Here is a 19,935-nt window from a genome sequence, read left to right as displayed (position 1 = left end):
TGTCTGGTAAGACTGCGTATTTTACACAGCTGTGAAGCCCAGTTCTTCGAGCGTACGCTCGTACACCGCCTGGTTGCCGCAAAGAAACACAGCGGCATCGCCCAGATTCATGTTGAAAGCGAGATCTTCGACTTGCGTTCGGGCTTCGTCTGGGTGACTGACGGCGGTAACGTGTACATCGCCGTCCTGTTCGAATTGTTCGGCTGGCACGAAGTCGGCAACGCGTTCGATATCCGGCGCACTGACCACGACATAGGAGCGGAATTGCAGGTCTTCGATGGTGACCTCAAGAACAAGCCCTTGCTCCAGCGTGCCGACAACCCTGCTGCTTGTGACGCTGCTCATCCTGCGGCTCCTTGGGTTGTATCCCGCGTGAAATCCAGCTCGGCGACGACAGGTGCATGATCCGACGGCTGTTCGTTGCCACGGGGCCCCTTGTCGATAAAGCAGGCTGAGCACAAGGGCTTGAGTGCTTCTGACAGCAGAACGTGGTCGATGCGCAAGCCGGCATTGCGGCGGAACGCGAAGCGTCGATAGTCCCACCAACTGAATGATTTTTCTTCCTGGGGAAACAGGCGGAAGGCGTCAGTCAGCCCCAGATCAAGCAGGCGGCGAAACGCGGCGCGCTCAGGGTCGGACACCAGTACGTCGCCTTCCCATTTGGCGGGGTCGTGCACGTCGGCATCTTCTGGGGCAACGTTATAGTCACCCAGAATGGCCAGGCGCGGGTAACGTTTCAGTTCTTCTTTCAGCCAGGCGTGCAGCGCCTCGTACCATTGCAGCTTGTAGGCATATTTCTCGCTGCCGACAGCCTGCCCGTTCGGACAGTAAGCGCTGATAATCCGGATTTCGCCCACGGGGCTGTCCAGGGTGCTTGCAATGATGCGACGCTGATGATCGTCGAACGACGGCATGTTGCGCTGAACGTCCAGGCATTCAGCGGGTGCGATGATGGCCACGCCGTTATAGGTTTTTTGTCCTGCCCATTGGGCCTGGTAGCCGATCTCGGTAAATGCGTCGAGCGGGAATTTGTCGTCGGCCAGTTTCAGTTCCTGCAGGCACAGGGCATGGACGGGGTTATCGTTCAGCCAGTCAAGAACCTGCGGTAAACGTACCTTGAGGGAATTTACATTCCATGTGGCAAATTTCATTGTGTGCGCTTTCTTGTGGGGTTTTCGGCGACCTCGGGTCGCTGCTCATCTGCTTGGCAGGCGTATCAGGCGCTATTGTCCCATGAGACAGAAACCGATGGCCATGCAGCGGCACCTACGGAATTGATTACGGCAGCCTACAGAATTGATTACTATACCCGGACTCATTTTTCCGTGACAGCCAGACTGCCTGGTAGAGCGAACTGCCCATGAATCCTGTTTCTCACACCGCCGAAGCGTCCACTGAGCGTCGCCATGTTCAGCGCAATGTCTGGTTGTTGGTCGCCGCGCAATCGCTGGGCGGCGCGGCGCCGCCGATTATCATTTCGCTGGGAGGCATCGTCGGGCAAATGCTTGCGGTCAATCCGACGCTGGCCACCTTGCCCGTCAGTCTCTATAACCTGGGGCTCGCGCTGTCGACGATTCCCGCGGCCTTGCTCATGCGGCGTATTGGTCGCCGCAACGCATACTTGCTGGGGGCGTTACTGGGCATATTGTCCGGCATTGTCGCCACCGTCGGGGTATTGCGGGGCAGCTTCGAAATATTCTGCACGGGCACGGCTGTGGCAGGTTTTTACGGAGCCTGTGTACAAAGCTATCGTTTCGCGGCCTCTGATTCCGTCCAGGCGGCGATGCGCGCCAAAGCCATTTCGCGCATTATGGTGGGTGGGCTGGTTGCTGCGATTATCGGCCCACAGGTGGTCATCTGGACACGCGATGCATGGCCCGCGGCGCCGTTCGCTGGAAGCTTTCTGGGCCAGGGTGTCTTGGCCATGCTGGCCCTGCCGCTCCTGGCGATGTTGCACATGCCTCGGCCCAAGACCGAATCGGTCGTCGGCCAAGCCCGTCCTCTCGCCGTGATTGCGCGCAGCCCACGCTTTGTAGTGGCGGTCACAGCCGGTATTGTTTCGTATGGATTGATGGCTTTCATCATGACCGCGGCACCCATGGCCATGGTGGGCTGTGGCCATACGGTCGGCGAGGCGGCATTGGGCATACAGTGGCACGTGCTTGCCATGTTCGGACCAAGCTTTTTTACAGGGCACTTGATTGCGCGATTCGGAAAAATCGCAATTACGGCGATGGGCCTGGTGCTGATTGCCGCCTCAGGGTTGTTGGCCCTGGCGGGTCTGGAGCTGTTGAATTTCTGGGGGTCGCTGGTCTTGCTCGGCCTGGGATGGAACTTCGGTTTCATCGGCTCGACCGCCATGGTCACAGAGGTTTATACCCCTGCGGAGCGGGCCAAGGTGCAGGCGCTCAATGATTTTCTGGTGTTCGGCACGGTGGCCGTTGCTTCTTTCGGATCGGGCAGGCTGCTCACTACAGCGGGTTGGGATGTCATCAATACCCTGATGATGCCGCTCATCGCTATCGTTCTGCTCATGCTGGGATGGCTGGCCTGGCAAATGCGCCGCGAGGAAGTGTCATCAGCCGCTTCCTCTTAGGCCATGAATTGGCCGGTATCGTTTCTGCCGCAATCGTGCTGTCAAACTATGTCAGAAATGCTTTATCTTCGCTTATTTTAGGCTAAGTGCCTGACAATATTGGATTTATTTCTCTAAATGGTGTATGCTTGAAGAGTACGGGGCGCACAGTGTGCCCCTGTAATGCATCAAGGAGAGATAAACAATGGCAACCAAATCTACTGCCAAGAAGCAGCCCTTCGTGATCGAACCCCTGAACTGGGTCGCGCCGAGCCAGTCCAACGAAGACACCGAAAAGAAAGAAGAGAGCAAGAAGGCCGCTCAGGCAGAAGAATTGCAGGACTGACGAATCCTCAGTCAATCTGCCCATCGATGCATGATGGCATGATACCAACCCACATGCACCTGTTTGGGCGTATACAAAAAAGCGACGGTTCCAGGCCGTCGCTTTTTTTATGCTGCGCCGCGGCATGAATGTTCCTGAACGCGTTAATATGGCAGATTCCGTACATCAATCAACTGGAACAGCCAATCGGGAGACCATGATGGAAGAAGTTGTCATTGTCGGCGCATGCCGTACCGCTATCGGAGATTTTGGAGGCGGCCTCAAGGACGTGTCGCCTTGCGACCTCGGGACAACCGTCTTGAAAGCGGTGCTGGAACGCAGCAAGGTCGCTGCGGACGATGTCGGGCACGTGGTGTTCGGTCACGTGATCAATACCGAGCCTCGCGACATGTATCTATCCCGTGTGGCAACGCTCAATGCCGGCATGCCGCAGTCTACGCCCGCATTCAATGTCAATCGTCTGTGTGGATCGGGTTTGCAGGCTATTGTTTCCGCCGCTCAGGCCTTGAAACTGGGCGACGCTGAAGTGGCCATCGGCGCCGGCGCCGAAAGCATGAGCCGCGCCCCCTATATCGCTCCGGCCCAGCGCTGGGGAGCGCGCATGGGCGACAGTGTAATGTTGGACATGATGACTGGCGCGCTGTCTGACCCATTCGAAAAAGTCCACATGGGCATTACGGCCGAAAACGTGGCAAAAAAATACGAGATCAGCCGGGAGGACCAGGATGCGCTAGCACTCTCGTCTCATCAGCGGGCAGAGGCTGCGATTCAGCAAGGGTATTTCAAGGAGCAGATCGTTCCCGTTGTGCGTAAAACGCGCAAGGGAGAGGTTGTATTCGACACAGACGAACATGTCCGCCTGGGCGCGACGGCGGAGAATTTCCAGTCGCTCAAGCCCGTTTTCCAGAAGGAAAACGGCACGGTGACCGCAGGTAATGCCTCAGGGCTGAACGATGGCGCCGGCGCGGTGCTATTGATGACCGCCGCGGCCGCCAAGGCCCGCGGGCTTGCCCCCATGGCGCGTCTCGTGTCATATGGCCATGCGGGCGTCGATCCTCAATATATGGGAATAGGCCCGGTACCTGCCACGCGTATTGCGCTCCAGAAAGCAGGGCTGGATATTGGACAGATGGATGTGATCGAAGCCAACGAGGCATTCGCTGCCCAGGCATGTGCAGTCAGCAAGGAGCTCGGCCTGGATCCGGCCAAGGTCAATCCCAATGGCAGTGGCATCAGCCTGGGGCATCCGATTGGCGCAACGGGCGCCATCATAACGGTTAAGGCGCTGCATGAGCTTACGCGCATTCAAGGCCGTTATGCGCTGGTTACCATGTGCATAGGCGGCGGGCAGGGTATTGCGGCGATTTTCGAACGTGTCTGAGGCCTTGCGTCGCAAGCCAGGCAGGCAGGCAGCAAATGCAGCTTACGCCATAGACGAGCCCACGTTGTCCGAAGAGTACGGGGTACGTTATCTGCATTTCGGTTCACAATGGATTCAGGGCGCCATGCGGATAGCGGCGCCCGCCGAACTGGTCCTGGCCTATACCCAGCAAATGATGGCTTGGTTGTTGTTTCTGGAGCCCAGCCGCAAGGATGAAATAGGCGTCCTTGGGCTGGGGGCGGGTTCGCTGCTGCGCTATACGCTCAAGCACACGCCCGCATCGGTGGTCACCGCCGAGTGGAATCCGGCTGTCACGGCTGCCTGCCAAATGTACTTTCGACTGCCTGGCACCGCGCGTTCTGTCGTTGAGCATTGCGATGCGGGCGAGTGGGTACACGAGAGCCGCAATATCGGTCGCTACATAGCGTTAATGGTTGATCTTTACGATGGCCAGGCGCAGGGGCCCGTGCGTGACAGCGTGGCATTTTACGAGGGTTGTCGCCGAACGCTCGCAGATGTGGGCATCATGACGGTGAACTTGTTCGGCAATCATGACAGTTTTCCGCGCAACCTCGACAACATACGCGAAGCATTCCGCGGTCGCGTGCTTGAGTTGCCCGAAATAGACGAAGGCAATCGTATTGTGCTTGCATTCAAAGGCCCGGTATTGGATGTGACCGTCGCCCGCCTGTTGCAACGTGCAGAGCAGATAGAGGCTGCCGGTGGCCTGCCTGCGCGGCGATGGGCCAGGACGCTGCTTGCGGGGCGCGATGGCGGTGGTTCCCTGGTGGTATGAGCGTGCCGGCAGGGACGCCATGTTCGCATCGCTGGCAGGGATATCCCTTGAGGAAAATTCCGCCCTTACGCGTTAGACTTACGGCCATTGGCGAGGTCGCACCTTGCAGACTTACGCTGCTTTTATATCGGACAAGGAGCACTAGATGAAGTTCAGCAAATCTGCCAGCCTGCTGGCAGGCGCTGCGGCCGTGGTGGCGGCGCTCGCGCAGGCGCCGGTTTTTGCGCAGTCGGTCGCGGTGACCTCTATCGTCGAACATCCCGCACTGGATGCGATCAAGGATGGCGTCAAAGAAGTCCTGGATGAAGCCGGTTATGCCAAGCAAGGCGATTTCAAATGGCAATTCCAGACGGCCCAGGGCAATACCGCGATTGCCGCGCAAATTGCCCGCAAATTTGTTGGCGACAATCCTGATGTGATCGTCGCCATCGCCACGCCGTCGGCACAAGCTGTTGTGTCGGCAACCAAAACCATCCCTGTTGTGTATTCCGGCGTCACGGATCCTGTGGCAGCACAATTGGTTCCTTCCATGAATGCGTCCGGGACAAACGTTACGGGTGTGTCGGACAGTCTGGCGCTGGAAAAACAAATCGACTTGATCAAACAGGTTTCGCCGCAGGCCAAACGTGTTGGTATCGTCTACAACCCGGGTGAAGCCAACTCGGCGGTGGTCGTCAAGCAGTTGCGCGAATTGCTCCCCAAGGCTGACATGTCCCTGGTCGAGGCCACTGCGGCCCGCACGGTTGATGTGGGCGCGGCGGCCCGTAGCCTGGTGGGCAAGGTGGATGTCATCTATACCAATACGGACAACAATGTGGTGTCGGCCTATGAATCCCTGGTCAAGGTGGGCAACGATGCCAAAATCCCATTGATCGCCTCCGATACCGACAGTGTCAAGCGCGGGGCCATTGCGGCGCTCGGTGTCAATTATCATGACCTTGGTTTGCAGACAGGCAAAATAGTCGTACGCATTCTCAAAGGCGAGAAGCCAGGTGACATTGCCTCCGAAACCAGCGACAAACTCGAACTGTACGTCAATCTGGCCGCCGCCAAGAAGCAGGGCGTCACGCTGTCGGATGAGTTCATCAAGTCGGCCACGCAAGTCATCGAATAGTGGCGTGGATAGACCATCGGCTGACGCCTCGATCTTTTTCTGGCAGAGCAGGCGGGGCTGTTTCGTTTTTTGATTAAAATTTCTCGCTAGGCAAAACAGGTGGGTTGTCTTCAACAGCCCGCCTGTTTCTTTTTCAACTCAACGAGCCGGACAATGTCTATTTATTCGTTATGGGGCGCACTGGAAATTGGGCTGATTTTCGGACTGGTTGCGCTGGGGGTTCTGATTTCGTTTCGAATTCTGCGGTTTCCTGACCTTACCGTCGATGGCAGCTTCCCGCTGGGCGGAGCCACTGCGGCAACACTTATCAGCGCCGGAATGGATCCTTTCACGGCGACGCTTATCGCGACGCTGGCGGGAGCCGTGGCCGGCATGATGACAGGTTGGCTGCACGTCCGGTTGAAAATCATGGATTTGCTCGCCAGCATTCTGATGATGATTGCGTTGTATTCGATCAATCTGCGTGTGATGGGGCGGCCTAATGTGCCGTTGATCACCGAGCCAACGGTCTTCAGCATATTGCAGCCAGAAGGGTTGAGCGACTATATCGCAAGGCCGTTGATGTTGCTGCTGCTGGTGGTCATCGTCAAGCTTGCGCTGGATTGGTATTTTTCAACCGAAACGGGCCTGGCCATGCGTGCCACCGGCTCAAATCCGCGCATGGCGCGTTCGCAAGGAGTGGCAACCGGTAATCGCATTCTTGCCGGCATGGGGATATCCAACGCCTTGTGTGCCCTGGCCGGGGCGCTATTCGCCCAGTCTCAGGGTGGTGCGGATATTTCGATGGGGATTGGAACCATCGTGATCGGCCTGGCCGCTGTGATTGTGGGCGAAAGCATCATGCCGTCCCGGCGCTTGCTGATTGCCACGCTCGCCGTCATCGTGGGCGCGGTGCTTTACCGTTTCTTCATTGCTCTTGCCCTTAACGCCGATTTCATCGGCCTCAAGGCGCAGGATTTGAATCTGGTCACGGCCGTGCTTGTGACGGTCGCATTGGTCATTCCGCTGGTCAAGCAGCGCTTGCGCGGCAAGGGAGGGCGCTAATATGCTGAGCGCAAAAGATGTCACGATTACATTTAATGCGGGCACCCCGATCGAAACGCGCGCGCTGCGTGGCCTGTCACTGGACATTCCGGCCGGACAGTTCGTTACGGTGATCGGATCCAACGGCGCGGGAAAATCCACGTTTCTGAACGCCGTATCCGGTGATCTGGCCATAGACAGCGGTTCCATCGCCATTGACGGCAAGGATGTCACGACCGAGCCTGTCTGGAAACGTGCCGAGCGCGTCGCGCGGGTTTTTCAGGACCCCATGGCCGGCACCTGCGAAGATCTCACCATCGAAGAAAATCTCGCCCTGGCGTATGGCCGCGGAAAGCGTCGCGGCTTTGGCAAGGCCGTCAAGGCGGCCATGCGGGATGAATTCCGCGAACGCGTGGAGATTTTGGGGCTCGGATTGGAAAACCGCTTGACGGACAGAATAGGTCTGTTGTCGGGTGGGCAGCGCCAGGCCGTCAGCCTGTTGATGGCGGCCCTGAGGCCCTCACGCATTCTGTTGCTGGACGAACATACTGCCGCGCTCGATCCGCGTACCGCCCAGTTTGTGCTGGATCTCACTGCCCGCATCGTGGCGGAAAGCAAACTGACCACCATGATGGTCACACACAGCATGCGGCAGGCGCTGGATGTCGGCGATCGCACCGTCATGCTGCACCAAGGCAATGTTGTTCTCGACGTTTCAGGCCCTGAGCGCAAAGGGTTGGATGTGCCCGACCTCCTGCAGATGTTCGAGCGCGTAAGAGGCGAAAAGCTGGCTGACGACGCCTTGTTGCTGAGTTAACCGCCGTTAGCCTCAGGCACGTTACTTGCTACGGGTTGGCCTATAACAACAGGCCAGCCTGACTCCATGACGAAAGAGGACAAACCGCTCACGCTCAGAATACTTACTGTCAATACGCACAAAGGGTTCACGGTTTTCAATCGCCGTTTTATCCTGCACGAGTTGCGAGATGCGATTCGTGCAACGCGTGCCGATATTGTGTTTTTGCAGGAAGTGCTCGGTGCGCACCATCATCATGCCGAGAAACTGGCTCGGTGGCCGGCAACCAGCCAATATGAGTTTCTTGCGGATACGATCTGGCCCCAGTTCGCCTATGGACGCAACGCTGTTTATCCGCATGGGCATCATGGCAACGCGATCCTGTCAAAGTTTCCCATAACAAGTTATGAGAATATCGATATTTCGGTAGACAAGCAGGAAAAGCGCGGCATGCTTCATTGCGTGCTGCAGCCTCCCGGCTACGACGGGCAGATCCATCTCATATGCGTGCACATGGGCCTGCGAGAGCGGCATCGGCATTTTCAGCTGAGCGATCTGTGCCGGTACGTCAACGAAGATATTCCGCCGGACGTGCCGCTGGTTATAGCAGGTGACTTCAATGACTGGCGGCAGATCGGCCAGCGTATGCTGGTGCGTACCTGTGGGATGTATGAGGTTTTTCGCGAAAAAAAAGGCAAAGTGGCCCGAACCTTTCCCGCCCGCCTGCCACTGCTGCGACTGGATCGGATCTACGTGCGCAATATTTCCCGTTTTGAAGCCATGTCGCTGGCCCGGCGTCCATGGTCACAGCTGTCGGATCATGCTCCGCTGGCGGTGGAGCTTGCGATATGAAAGCGCACTGGACCTCAGGGAACACCATTGAATTGCTCGAAAATGGAGAGGATTTTTTTCCGGCTGTCAACGAGGCCATCAACGAGGCGACGCACAGCGTCATCATTGAAACCTTCATTATCTTCGACGATAAGGTTGGTCAGGCGCTGCAACAGGTGGTCATCGGGGCGGCGCAGCGGGGCGTGCAAGTGGATATCGCCGTCGATGGCTATGGCACTGCCGATTTGCCGCCGGACTTTATCGAGGCAATGACCTCGGCCGGCGTTCGCTTCCACGTGTTTGATCCACAGCCGCGTCTGCTTGGGATGCGAACCAACCTGTTTCGCCGACTCCACAGGAAAATCGTTGTTGTCGACGATGCCATTGCATTTGTGGGAGGGATCAATTTTGGCGCGGACCATCTCGCGGATTTCGGTCCCACAGCCAAACAGGATTATGCAATCTCCATCAAAGGGCCCTTGGTCAAGGAGATCGCGCATTTCGAAGCTCAGGTACTGGCGCCGGTCAAGCCGGAGCGCAGATCCTGGCGCAGGCGGCGTCGCCAGCCCGAACGACGCGCTACGTCCGCCGCGCCTGCGTCGGAGGGCTGTTCCGCAGCGCTGGTCGTGCGCGACAATGATGAACACAACAATGACATAGAGCTGCACTATCGCATGGGTATACGGGCAGCCAAGGACTATGTCACGATTGCAAACGCTTATTTTTTCCCTGGCTACCGTCTGCTCAGAGACTTGCGCGGTGCGGCGCAGCGCGGTGTAAAAGTTCGGCTTATCCTGCAGGGGGAGCCCGACATGCCTGCAGCCCGCTTTGTGGCGACCATGCTCTACGACTATCTGTTGTCTGCGGGCGTGGAAATCTACGAGTATTGCGAGCGCCCGCTGCACGGCAAGGTGGCTGTGGTCGATGATGCATGGTCCACGGTAGGCTCCAGCAATCTGGATCCACTCAGCCTTGCGCTCAATCTGGAAGCCAACGTGATGATTCTGGATCGCGACTTCAGCAGGCATTTGCAGTCCCGGCTCGACAAGCTGATCGACGAGCACTGCAAGCAGATGCTCAGCGACACGCAGCCTCGGCGGAAGATTCAGCGTGTCGTCCTGGGCGTGTTCGTGTTCCATTTCCTGCGACGCTTTCCTTCATGGGCCAGTTGGCTCCCTGCCCGCAAGACCAGATTGCTGTCCATGCCCCCCGAACACGCCAAAGCCACCTCGCCGGCGACAGACCCGGACGATGCGGCGGACACCCACGACAAGCGCGGCCATCACGCTGTCCTTCAATGGGCCAGGGCGCGTTGGCCGATGCTGCGCAGGATCCTGGCTGGCGGATTCATCGCGCTGATCGTCGTGCTTCTGGGGCTTGCGGCCACCCGCGTCAAGTGGGACGAGGTACTGCAGGCCATAGGCGATACGCCCTCCCGAGCGCTATTGTTTGCATTCGCCCTCACGCTGGCCAGTTATTTGACCTACGCCTGTTTTGATCTCGTGGGAAAATGGTACACCGGCCACACCCTGACAAGGCTCAGGACGTTTGTGATTGGGATCACGACTTATGCCTTCATCATGACTTTAGGCTCATCTGTAGGCGGGCTGGGTCTGCGTTTGCGCCTGTACACCAAAAGCGGGCTCAGTCCTGGTAAGGCCACGCGTATATTCGGCGTTGGCGTGGTGACCAACTGGGCCGGCTATGGCCTGCTTGCAGGCGCCATTTTCGCTGCGGGCGGTGTAAGCCTGCCGACGGACTGGGGCTTCGGAACAGGCGCGCTCAGGGGGCTGGGCGCGGTCATGATGCTGTTGTCGTTGTGCTACGCAGGCGCTTGTTTTTGTTCACGCAAGCGGTCCTGGACACTACGTGGCCATCATATTGAGTTGCCATCCGGCAAAATTGCGCTCGTCCAGCTCGGACTTTCCACGCTCAACTGGAGCCTGATGGGAGCCGTGCTGTATGTGTTGCTCCCCGATGGTCCGGGCTATCTGCTGGTGCTTGGCGTTGTGCTGCTCAGTGCCATTGCTGGCCTCATCGCCCGCGTGCCTGCGGGCCTGGGCGTGCTTGAAGCGATGGCGGTGGCGGTACTGTCGGCGAACGATGATGTGACGCACAGTACCGTGCTGGCGGCCACACTGGTCTACCGCGCAGTGTATTATCTGTCGCCGCTTTTTGTCGCCGGCCTCTGGTATCTGCTGATGGAAGCACGTATGAAAGAGCAAACCGGAAGTCAGCAGAAAAATCCCGGAACCGATATGCCTGGGGGTTGAGCACTTAAAGAGTGGTCGTCATGGGCATACGAATTGCTGCGCTCCAACTATCATCACCACAAGGAGAGCAACATGTCCCTGATCGTCGCTGCCCGTTTCGAAACGTTTGACGCAGCGCAGGTTGCCGCCTCCCGCCTGATGGAAGCGGGCATTACACCAGACCGGCTGCATACTTTTTATGTTAATCCCGCAGGAAGCCATGACCGCTATCCCCTGGGCGGAGATCATGCCGCCGACCCGAACTCCATCGGCGCGCCGTCCGGCGCTGTTGCAGGCGCGGCAGTGCTTGGCGGGATCGGCGCCATTATCGGTGGGATCGTTGTGTCTGTATTTGGTGCGGACACCGCTGCCATCGCCGGTGGCGCGGGCGTGGGGGCCTATGTGGGATCGCTGGTAGGCGCCATGCGGGGACTGGGCCGATCCAGGCCTGAACAAACCCACGCGCAGCGCAAGGAAACCCAAGCACACGAGGGGCGCAGCTCCGGGGTGGTGCTGGCCGTTCATACTGAACCCGCGGACGAAAAGCGGGTTGGGGGAATACTGCGTGATGCCGGCGGCGCAGAAGTGGAGCGTGCAAAAGGCAACTGGCGTGATGGCAAGTGGGAAGATTTCGACCCCCTCACCAGCCCTGAGCTGGAGAGGGATCTCTAGTCCAGGAACCAGTTGCCGCTTTTACCGCACGCTTAGATCAGTAGCTGGACTTTACGCTCATGTCGTAATCCACTGTCTTGACGCCTTCCACCTGCCTGGCCGCCTGGATGGCGTTTTGCGCGGCTTTCTGGTTATCTACCATGCCGCGCAACTTCACCACACCTTCATACGTGCTCACTTGTATGTCATTGGCATGCACACCGGGAACTCCGAGCACTGCCGCCTGCACATTGGTGTTTATGCTCGTGTCATCCGAGTACTCCGCCGCGCTGCGTTGCGAGTCGGTGTCGTGATGCGCGCAAGCGCCGAGCGCGAGTGTCATGACTGTAATCGCCAGGGCTTGGGCAATTCGTTGCTGGGACATAAAACCTCCTGTTCGTAAAAATGCAACCCCCACAAGGGCGCTGTCTTACAACAGCAAATGACATGCCGCCGGGCAAATGAAACATATTGAAATGAGTAAGAATATTTGTATAGTACCTGTTTACCCTTATACTTTCGCTTTGCATAAACAACCAGAAGCGATGCAGTTAGCCTCAAAAGGGCGCCAATACTGCACAGGAGCCATCGGATGCCGAGTTATCGCTTGCCCTCGGGGCAGCAGATCCGCGTTATCATATTTTCTTCTTTACTCTTGCTCGGTGCTTGCAGCGAAAAGGGCGAACCCCAAGGCGGGGGCATGAAAGTCCCTGTCAGTGTCGTGACAGTGCAGCCAGCAAAAACCCAGATCTTTGTCGACTTGCCCGGCCGCGTCGAGGCAATCAAAGACGCGCAGATCCGCGCCCGTGTCGACGGCATCGTCGAAGAGATCAATTTCGAGCAGGGCAGCGAAGTCAAGCAAGGCCAATTGCTCTTTACGATCGATCCGGCTCCGTATATCGCCATGCGCGACCAGGCCTCCGCACAGCTCAAGAACGCCCAGGCCGATGTGCGTACGGCCCGCTTGCTTGCCGAGCGCTACACCAAGCTGATCAAGGCCAATGCCGTCAGTCGGCAGGAATACGATAACGCCGTGGCGCAGGCCAGCCAGGCCGATGCCGCCGTGGCAGCCGCTCAGGCAGCGCTGAAATCTGCCGACATCAACCTTGGCTACACCAAGGTGGTATCGCCGATTGATGGCCGCATCGGCGAATCGCTGGTCACCGAAGGCGCGCTGGTGAGTGCGGCCTCGGCAACGCAAATGGCCACGGTGCAGCAGCTTGATCGTGTTTATGTCGATATCACTCGCTCAACCGCGCAATTGGCACAATTGCGTCGTGCCCTGGCCTCGGGCCATCTGACTCCGTCAGGCGAAGGTAATGCGCTTGCGCAGGTGTTGCTGGATGACGGAACGCCATATGACCACGACGGCAAACTCCTGTTTTCCGGTGTGAGTGTGGATCCTACGACTGGTCAGGTACGCCTGCGCGCCTTGTTCGACAACCCTGATCAAATCCTGTTGCCGGGCATGTATGTGCGGGTTCGCCTTGAGCAAGGGGTGGACGAAAAGGCGCTGGTTGTTCCGCAGCAGGCGTTGCAGCGCACCGCCGATGGTCTGGACAGCGTCATGACCGTCAAGGACGGAAAGGTCAGCCCAATGGCTGTGTCGTTGGGACCACGCGTCAATGGCGGCTCGATTGTCACCAAGGGGTTGAATCCTGGCGATGTCGTCATTGTCGAAGGCTTTCAGAAGATTGGTCCGGGTGCGCCGGTTCAACCCATACCCTGGAAGCAGGGGCAGGGCAAAGGCGGCGCGCCTGCGGCGCAAGGCGGGGAGCCGGGCGCTCAGCAGCCCCCTCAGGATGCTCCCGCCAGACAAGGCGAAAGCCAGGCGGATAAAACGCCGGCAACAGCGGAATCCCAGGGCTGAATCACAGCCAAAACAAGCGGGCCCATCGGGCCCGCAGCGCTTATGCTTGAAAAAGTGAGCACACATGCCACAGTTTTTTATAGATCGTCCGATTTTTGCGTGGGTCGTTGCCCTGGGCATCACGCTGGCCGGCTTGCTGGCTATCCCCAACATGCCGGTGTCGCAATATCCCGAGGTCGCGCCACCCACGATATCGATTCAAGCCACTTATCCGGGTGCATCGGCTGAAGAGGTATCCACGACAGTCGCCAGCGTGATTGAAAACGAGCTCAATGGCGCCAAAGACCTGCTTTACTACGAGTCAGTCAGTGATTCATATGGCAGCGCCGAGATCTCGGTTACCTTCAAGCCCGGCACCGACCCTGACATGGCGCAGGTCGATGTGCAGAATCGTCTGTCTAACGTCACTTCCAAGCTGCCGTCGGCAGTCACGCAACAGGGCCTGCGCGTCAACCAGAGCAATACAGGCTTTCTCATGGTGGTGGCCTTGTCCTCCACTGATGGCTCGCTGGACCAAACCGCGTTGGCAGACTATATAACCCGCAACGTGCAGAACACGATTTCCCGGGTGGAGGGTGTCGGTAATTTCCAGCTGTTTGCCGCGCCACGGGCGATGCGCATCTGGGTAGATCCCGATAAACTCACGGGCTTCAACCTGAGCGCCTCCGATGTCAATGCAGCGGTTTCGCGCCAGAACGTGCTGGTCTCCGGCGGTATATTGGGTGCGCCGCCCAATCCTGACACTCAGCGAACCTCCGCGCCCATTGTCGTGAACGGGCAGTTGGCCACCGTTGAAGAGTTCGGCAATATCGTGTTGCGATCAAATGTGGATGGCGCGACAGTGCGCCTGAAGGACGTCGCGCGCATAGAGGTAGGTTCTGATTCGTATCAGTTCGGCGCGCGCCTGAACGGCAAGCCTACTGCGGCGTTTGCCATTGCCCTGTCGCCTGGCGCCAACGCGCTGTCCACGGCAGAGGGTATCAAGGCCGAAATGGAAAAATTGTCCGAGTTTTTCCCGGACAACATTACCTACTCCATTCCCTATGACACCTCGCCCTATGTGTCGATCTCCATCGAGCAGGTTGTCCATACCCTGCTCGAAGCCATGGTGCTGGTGTTCATCGTCATGTTCGTGTTTCTGCAGAACGTACGCTACACATTGATACCGGCGCTGGTGGTGCCTGTAGCCATGATGGGGGCGTTCGCTGTCATGCTGGCGCTGGGCTTTTCGATCAACGTGCTTACCATGTTCGCCATGGTGCTGGCCATTGGTATTCTGGTGGACGACGCCATTGTGGTGGTCGAGAACGTCGAGCGGATCATGGTGGAAGAGGGATTGTCTCCCAAAGACGCCACGCGCAAGGCCATGCCGCAAATCAGTGGTGCGATTGTCGGGATTACGCTGGTGCTGACCACGGTGTTTCTGCCGCTTGCCTTCATGTCGGGTTCGGTGGGCGTGATTTATCGCCAGTTTTCGGTGGCCATGGCGGTATCCATCATGTTCTCGGGCTTTCTGGCGCTTTCGTTTACGCCTGCGCTGTGCGTTACCTTGCTCAAGCCCATCCCCAAAGGCCATCACGAAAGCAAGAAGGGCCTTTTTGGCTGGTTCAATCGCGGCTTCGAGCGTACGACCAACAAGTACGAACGCATGGTCGCAGGCAGCCTCAAGCGTGGCGGCCGCATGATGCTGATCTATCTGGTGCTGGTGCTTGCATTGGGCTGGATGTATGTTCGCCTGCCTACGTCTTTCCTTCCCGAAGAAGATCAGGGCTACGTGATTGCCAATATCGAGCTGCCTGCTGGCTCGACGGCCAACCGCGCGCTTGAAGTCATCGAAAAGGTCGAGAAGTTCTTTATGGATCAGCCCCAGGTTGCCAATATTGTGGCTGTCCAGGGTTTCAGTTTTAACGGCAATGGCTTGAATGCCGCCATCGCATTCGTGCCACTCAAGGATTTCTCCGAACGCAAGGGGGCCGAGAATTCAGCGCAAGCCATGTCTGGCAAGGCAATTCAAAACCTGTTGTTCGGCATTCCGGATGCCATGGTATTTACGGTTGTGCCGCCCGCGATTTCTTCGCTGGGCAATGCCACCGGCTTTGACCTCAGGTTGGAGGACCGGGGTGGGGTGGGCCATGATGCCCTGTTGGCCGCCTCCCAGCAATTGCTGCAGTTGGCAGGCAAGAGCGAGATTCTCAAGGATACCCGTGTCACGGGGCTTGCCGGCGGCAAACAGCTCAAACTGAATATTGACCGCAGCAAGGCCGCTGCGCTGGGTGTGGATTTTTCCGAAGCCGCGCAGCTGATTTCGACGGCCCTGGGTTCGTCCTACGTGGGCAACTTCACGAACCAGGGTTGGGTCCAGAACGTATGGGTGCAGGCCGAGCAGAAGCATCGCATGGATCCGGAGGATATTCTCAAACTCAACGCCCGCAATACCGACGGCAAAATGGTGCCGCTGTCGTCGTTTGTCTCTGTCGAGTGGGGACAGGGGCCGGTGCAGGTGGTGCGCTATAACAGCTACGAAACCGTCCGTATCGGCGGCTCGGCACAGGATGGCTATTCCACCGGCCAGGCCATGGCCGAGATGGAGCGGTTGGTGGCGCAACTGCCCACAGGGATTGGGTATGAGTGGACCGGGCTTTCCTATCAGGAAATCCAGGCAGGCAATCAGTCACTGATCCTGATGGCCTTGTCGGTGCTTGTGGTGTTCATGGTGCTGTCCGCACTCTACGAGAGCTGGGCGATTCCGCTTTCGGTCATGCTGGCGGTGCCGCTGGGCATGTTGGGCGCTGTGGCAATGATTACGCTGATGGGTATGTCCAATGATGTGTATTTCCAGGTGGGCATGGTGACGGTGATCGGCCTGGCGGCGAAGAACGCCATCCTGATTGTTGAGTTTGCCAAGGATATATACGCGCAGGGGGGCAGTTTGATAGATGCAACCGTTCAGGCAGCCAAACTGCGGTTCCGCCCCATTCTGATGACCTCCTTCGCCTTCATCCTGGGTGTTGTACCGCTGGCGCTTGCCACTGGCGCAGGCGCGGCCAGCCAGAATGCCGTTGGCCTGGGCGTGTTGGGCGGCATGCTTGCCGCTACGCCGCTGGCAGTGATTTTTGTGCCTGCTTTCTTTGTCGTGGTACTGGGGCTTTTCAAGACCAAGCCCAAGGTGTTTGGCGATCATGGCGTGCCGGCCAGCTCCGGTGCAACCGCGCACACCCTCGAACATCAAGAAGGCCATGGCGGACACAACGAGGATAAAGCATGAGTCGGCGAATTTACCGTTATACGGCACTGACAGCGTTGCTGGCATTGACGCTGTCCGGGTGCTCGTTTGCGCCCAAGTACGAAAGGCCGCAACCGCCTGTACCGGGGCACTACCCAGACGCGCCGGCCGCCGGCGATACGGCGCACGGCGGCGCGCAGTCTGGATCGCGGGTCGACTATAGTGCTGATCTGGGCTGGGGCGAGTTCTTTCGCGATGAGCATCTGAAGGCACTCATTAATGTCGCGCTGGCCAATAATCGCGACCTTCGCATTGCCGTCCAGCGCGTAGAGGAAGCCAGAGCGCAATACGGGATTGTGGATGCCGACCGCTGGCCAAGCATCGGCGCGGGCGCAAATGCACAGGTCACTCGCAATCCTGAGAACCTGCGCATGGCAGGTCCTGACTCTCCCAGCGTGTCCCATTCCTATCAAGCAGGCATCGGCCTGACCGCATTCGAGCTGGATTTCTTCGGCCGCATACGCAATCTGAGCGAGGCAGCTTTCCAGCAATACCTGTCCACGGCTCAGGCGCGCCGTACGGTGCATATCAATCTGGTGGCGCAGGTGGCCGAGGCCTATTTCCGCTTGCGTACCGCGCAAGAGCTGAGCAAACTGATGCACAGCACACTGCGCTCGCGCCAGGATACTTTTGACTTGGTCAAGACCCGATATGATGCCGGGATATCGTCTGCACTGGATCTCAATCAGGCCCGTGGCCAGTTGGAGACCGTTCGCTCGGACATGTCTGGCATAGAACGCGAGCAGTCGCAAGCCAGAAACGCGCTCCATTTACTGCTGGGCGCCGAGCCTCCGGCCAATCTTCCTCCGGCGGACACTTTTGGCCGTGATCAGGTTCTGGCTGCCATTCCGGTAGGCTTGCCTTCCGATTTGCTTGAGCGCCGGCCAGATATCATGGGTGCCGAGAATGCCTTGCGCGGCGCCAACGCCAATATTGGTGCAGCACGCGCAGCTTTCTTCCCCAATATTTCCATTACAGGGCTGTTGGGTTTTGCCAGCACTGAGCTGGGTGGGCTTTTCAGTTCGGGGCAGCGCTTCTGGCAGTACGCGCCTCAGATACAGGTGCCGATTTTTTCGGGCGGCAGCCTAAGGGGTAACCTGGCATTAGCGGAAGCTCGCAACAATATTGCCGTATCGCAGTATGAAAAAACCATACAGATCGCCTTTCGAGAAGTCGCAGACGCCCTGGCCGGCGAGGCAACCTATGCTAACCAACTCGATGCCCTGCGTGCGCTTGAAGCATCGGCAACCGAAAGCCTGAAGCTGGCACGCTTGCGGTACGAAACGGGCATAGACAGCTTTCTGCAGGTGCAGAGCGCTGAAGTTAATCTCTACAGCGCGCAGCAACTGTTCCTGCAGACAGGCATGAACTCCTTGCTGAACCGTGTCGAACTCTATAAAGCCTTGGGCGGCGGCTGGCTGGAAAGCACAACGCAGGCCGGTCCCGAGGGTGACGCGACGCGTGTCACAGGTGAGGTCGATGGCGCACACCCGGTTCCCTTGTCGGCACAGTAGGCTTGTCAATGGCGTGCTGGGGGCCGGTTGGTTCCCTGGCGCCGCCACACCTTTATCGTAAAAGGCGATAATAGAGATGTGCCTGAGACAGGCACATCCCGCAGAACCAGTATGAAAGAGGGTCGCATGTTAGAGCTGGGTGTAAATATTGATCACGTTGCTACCCTGCGTCAGCAACGGCACACGTTTTATCCTGATCCGCTGCAGGCGGCGTTGCGCGCGGAAGACGCCGGGGCGGACCTCATCACTTTGCATTTGCGTGAAGACCGTCGCCATATTCAGGATGCGGATGTTGAGGCGATCAGGCCGGTGTTGCGCACCCGGATGAATCTTGAATGCGCCATTACGCCAGAAATGCTGGATATTGCCTGTCGCGTGCGCCCGCAAGATGTCTGCCTGGTGCCCGAAAAGCGTGAAGAATTGACGACAGAAGGCGGCCTGGATGTTCAGGGTAAATTTGAACAGGTCAGGCAGGCAGTGTCGCAGTTGCATGATGCTGGAATACGCGTATCGTTGTTTGTTGATCCCGAGGCGGTGCAGATAGACGCCGCTGTGCGAGCGGGCGCCACAGTCATTGAGCTGCACACTGGGGCCTATGCCGAGGCGTACGAGGCGGCGCAAGCCGAAACTCAGGTAGGGCAGGCCTCGGCCGACACCGCAGAAGCTGGTCGCGCAGCGGTTGATTTTGAGCTGGCCCGGCTTCGCACCGCCATTGCGCAAGGCGTCGGCCACGGTTTGCGTGTCAATGCGGGCCATGGCCTGCATTACGACAACGTGGATGCCATTGTGGCTTTGCAAGGGATAGCAGAGTTGAACATCGGCCACGCCATTGTGGCGCGCGCCGTGTTCGACGGCTGGGAAAAGGCGATACGCGATATGAAGGCGCTACTTACTAAAGGATGATAGATGTCTGTTGCACCCATTGATTTTTTACTTTCGCGTCGTTCCGTCAAGTTCGTGCAGGAACCTGCGCCCTCCAGCGAGGAACTCGCGCGCATTCTCCAAAGCGCCATGTCGGCACCTGACCATGGCCGTCTTCAGCCTTGGCGTTTTAAGTTGATCCGTGGCGCTGCGGTTGGCCGCCTGGCAGATACCGTTTTTACTCTGATGGAGGAGGCTGGTTCGCCTATCCCCCCTCACAAGGCGGAAATCACGCGTCGCTGGCTGAGCAAAGTGCCTTTGATGCTTGCTGTGGCGTGCAAGCTGGATCACGCCAATACCAAAATCCCCGAAGAAGAACGCATGCTGGCCACAGGTGCGGCGGTCACCAATATTCTTAACGCGGTCCACATGTTGGGTTACGCTGCGTATTGGAGCACCGGCCTGGGAACATATGTTGATCAAGTGACTGATGCGCTGGGCTTTGACAGCCTGGATTATCGATTCATGGGTTACATCGCCATTGGCACGCCGATAGAATCGGGTCAGGCACCTGAACGGCCTGATTACCACCAGTTTGTCAGCGAGTGGACCGGCGCGTAAACGGGCAGGACAACGGAGGTT

Annotated in this window: 18 protein-coding genes and 1 pseudogene; 16 read left to right on the top strand and 3 right to left on the bottom strand. The window is 58.1% G+C overall.

Going from position 1 to position 19,935, the window contains the following annotated elements; genetic code table 11:
- Positions 1–21: 21 nt before the first annotated feature.
- Together ERE07_RS13645 and xth are read right to left on the bottom strand one after the other, a co-directional pair.
- Positions 22–345 (bottom strand): hypothetical protein, encoded by a 324-nt coding sequence (locus tag ERE07_RS13645; protein ID WP_130009584.1) that lies wholly within the window; start codon positions 343–345, stop codon positions 22–24.
- Positions 342–1,151, bottom strand: coding sequence for an exodeoxyribonuclease III (gene xth / locus ERE07_RS13640; protein WP_130009583.1), 810 nt, complete (start codon positions 1,149–1,151; stop codon positions 342–344). The genes ERE07_RS13645 and xth overlap by 4 nt, the downstream gene beginning before the upstream one ends.
- Before the next feature lie 209 nt (positions 1,152–1,360).
- Here xth and ERE07_RS13635 point away from each other — a divergent pair, with 209 nt between their 5' ends.
- From ERE07_RS13635 to ERE07_RS13595, 11 genes and pseudogenes are all read left to right on the top strand, one after another.
- Positions 1,361–2,596, top strand: coding sequence for an MFS transporter (locus tag ERE07_RS13635; protein WP_130009582.1), 1,236 nt, complete (start codon positions 1,361–1,363; stop codon positions 2,594–2,596).
- 184 nt (positions 2,597–2,780) lie between these two features.
- A complete protein-coding gene (locus ERE07_RS21715; RefSeq protein ID WP_167670899.1) occupies positions 2,781–2,921 on the top strand; it encodes a hypothetical protein in 141 nt (46 codons plus the stop codon).
- Positions 2,922–3,120: 199 nt separating this feature from the next.
- Positions 3,121–4,302: an acetyl-CoA C-acyltransferase family protein gene (locus ERE07_RS13630; RefSeq protein WP_130009671.1), complete on the top strand. Its 1,182-nt coding sequence runs from the start codon at positions 3,121–3,123 to the stop codon at positions 4,300–4,302.
- Positions 4,295–5,098, top strand: coding sequence for a class I SAM-dependent methyltransferase (locus tag ERE07_RS13625; protein WP_245153707.1), 804 nt, complete (start codon positions 4,295–4,297; stop codon positions 5,096–5,098). Before ERE07_RS13630 ends, ERE07_RS13625 begins: the two co-directional genes overlap by 8 nt.
- Before the next feature lie 145 nt (positions 5,099–5,243).
- Positions 5,244–6,212, top strand: coding sequence for an ABC transporter substrate-binding protein (locus tag ERE07_RS13620; protein ID WP_130009581.1), 969 nt, complete (start codon positions 5,244–5,246; stop codon positions 6,210–6,212).
- A 153-nt stretch (positions 6,213–6,365) separates the two neighbouring features.
- A complete protein-coding gene (locus ERE07_RS13615) occupies positions 6,366–7,256 on the top strand; it encodes an ABC transporter permease (RefSeq protein ID WP_130009580.1) in 891 nt (296 codons plus the stop codon).
- Between the two features lies 1 nt (position 7,257).
- Positions 7,258–8,052, top strand: coding sequence for an ABC transporter ATP-binding protein (locus ERE07_RS13610; protein ID WP_130009579.1), 795 nt, complete (start codon positions 7,258–7,260; stop codon positions 8,050–8,052).
- 66 nt (positions 8,053–8,118) lie between these two features.
- The gene (locus tag ERE07_RS13605; RefSeq protein WP_130009578.1) at positions 8,119–8,883 is read left to right on the top strand and encodes an endonuclease/exonuclease/phosphatase family protein; all 765 of its coding nucleotides are present in this window, start codon (positions 8,119–8,121) and stop codon (positions 8,881–8,883) included.
- A pseudogene (gene clsB / locus ERE07_RS22055) lies at positions 8,880–10,103 on the top strand (cardiolipin synthase ClsB); the annotation flags it as partial. The gene ERE07_RS13605 and the pseudogene clsB, both read left to right, overlap by 4 nt.
- A gap of 78 nt (positions 10,104–10,181) precedes the next feature.
- Entirely contained in the window at positions 10,182–11,135 is a 954-nt protein-coding gene (locus tag ERE07_RS22050; RefSeq protein WP_245153721.1) for a lysylphosphatidylglycerol synthase transmembrane domain-containing protein, read from the top strand.
- 72 nt (positions 11,136–11,207) lie between these two features.
- Entirely contained in the window at positions 11,208–11,786 is a 579-nt protein-coding gene (locus ERE07_RS13595; RefSeq protein ID WP_130009576.1) for a hypothetical protein, read from the top strand.
- Positions 11,787–11,823: 37 nt separating this feature from the next.
- On the opposite strand, the gene ERE07_RS13590 is transcribed toward ERE07_RS13595, so the two are convergent.
- Positions 11,824–12,150 carry a BON domain-containing protein gene (locus ERE07_RS13590; protein ID WP_130009575.1) on the bottom strand — a complete coding sequence of 109 codons (327 nt, stop codon included), beginning with the start codon at positions 12,148–12,150 and terminating at the stop codon, positions 11,824–11,826.
- 207 nt (positions 12,151–12,357) lie between these two features.
- On the opposite strand from ERE07_RS13590, the gene ERE07_RS13585 reads away from it, so the two are divergent.
- From ERE07_RS13585 to ERE07_RS13565, 5 genes are all read left to right on the top strand, one after another.
- Positions 12,358–13,635: an efflux RND transporter periplasmic adaptor subunit gene (locus ERE07_RS13585; RefSeq protein WP_130009574.1), complete on the top strand. Its 1,278-nt coding sequence runs from the start codon at positions 12,358–12,360 to the stop codon at positions 13,633–13,635.
- Between the two features lie 64 nt (positions 13,636–13,699).
- Positions 13,700–16,900, top strand: coding sequence for an efflux RND transporter permease subunit (locus ERE07_RS13580; protein WP_130009573.1), 3,201 nt, complete (start codon positions 13,700–13,702; stop codon positions 16,898–16,900).
- Complete coding sequence (locus tag ERE07_RS13575; RefSeq protein WP_130009572.1) at positions 16,897–18,432, top strand: efflux transporter outer membrane subunit; 1,536 nt, start codon at positions 16,897–16,899, stop codon at positions 18,430–18,432. Before ERE07_RS13580 ends, ERE07_RS13575 begins: the two co-directional genes overlap by 4 nt.
- 126 nt (positions 18,433–18,558) lie before the next feature.
- Positions 18,559–19,335 (top strand): pyridoxine 5'-phosphate synthase, encoded by a 777-nt coding sequence (locus tag ERE07_RS13570; protein WP_130009669.1) that lies wholly within the window; start codon positions 18,559–18,561, stop codon positions 19,333–19,335.
- Between the two features lie 3 nt (positions 19,336–19,338).
- On the top strand, positions 19,339–19,914 hold the full coding sequence (locus ERE07_RS13565) for a nitroreductase family protein (RefSeq protein ID WP_130009571.1): 576 nt from the start codon (positions 19,339–19,341) through the stop codon (positions 19,912–19,914).
- Positions 19,915–19,935: the final 21 nt, after the last annotated feature.

It is taken from the genome of Allopusillimonas ginsengisoli, from assembly GCF_004153455.1.
GTDB lineage: Bacteria > Pseudomonadota > Gammaproteobacteria > Burkholderiales > Burkholderiaceae_B > Allopusillimonas > Allopusillimonas ginsengisoli.
The sequence above is the reverse complement of the archived record's forward strand: the minus strand, read 5'-3'. Positions and strand labels throughout refer to the sequence as shown.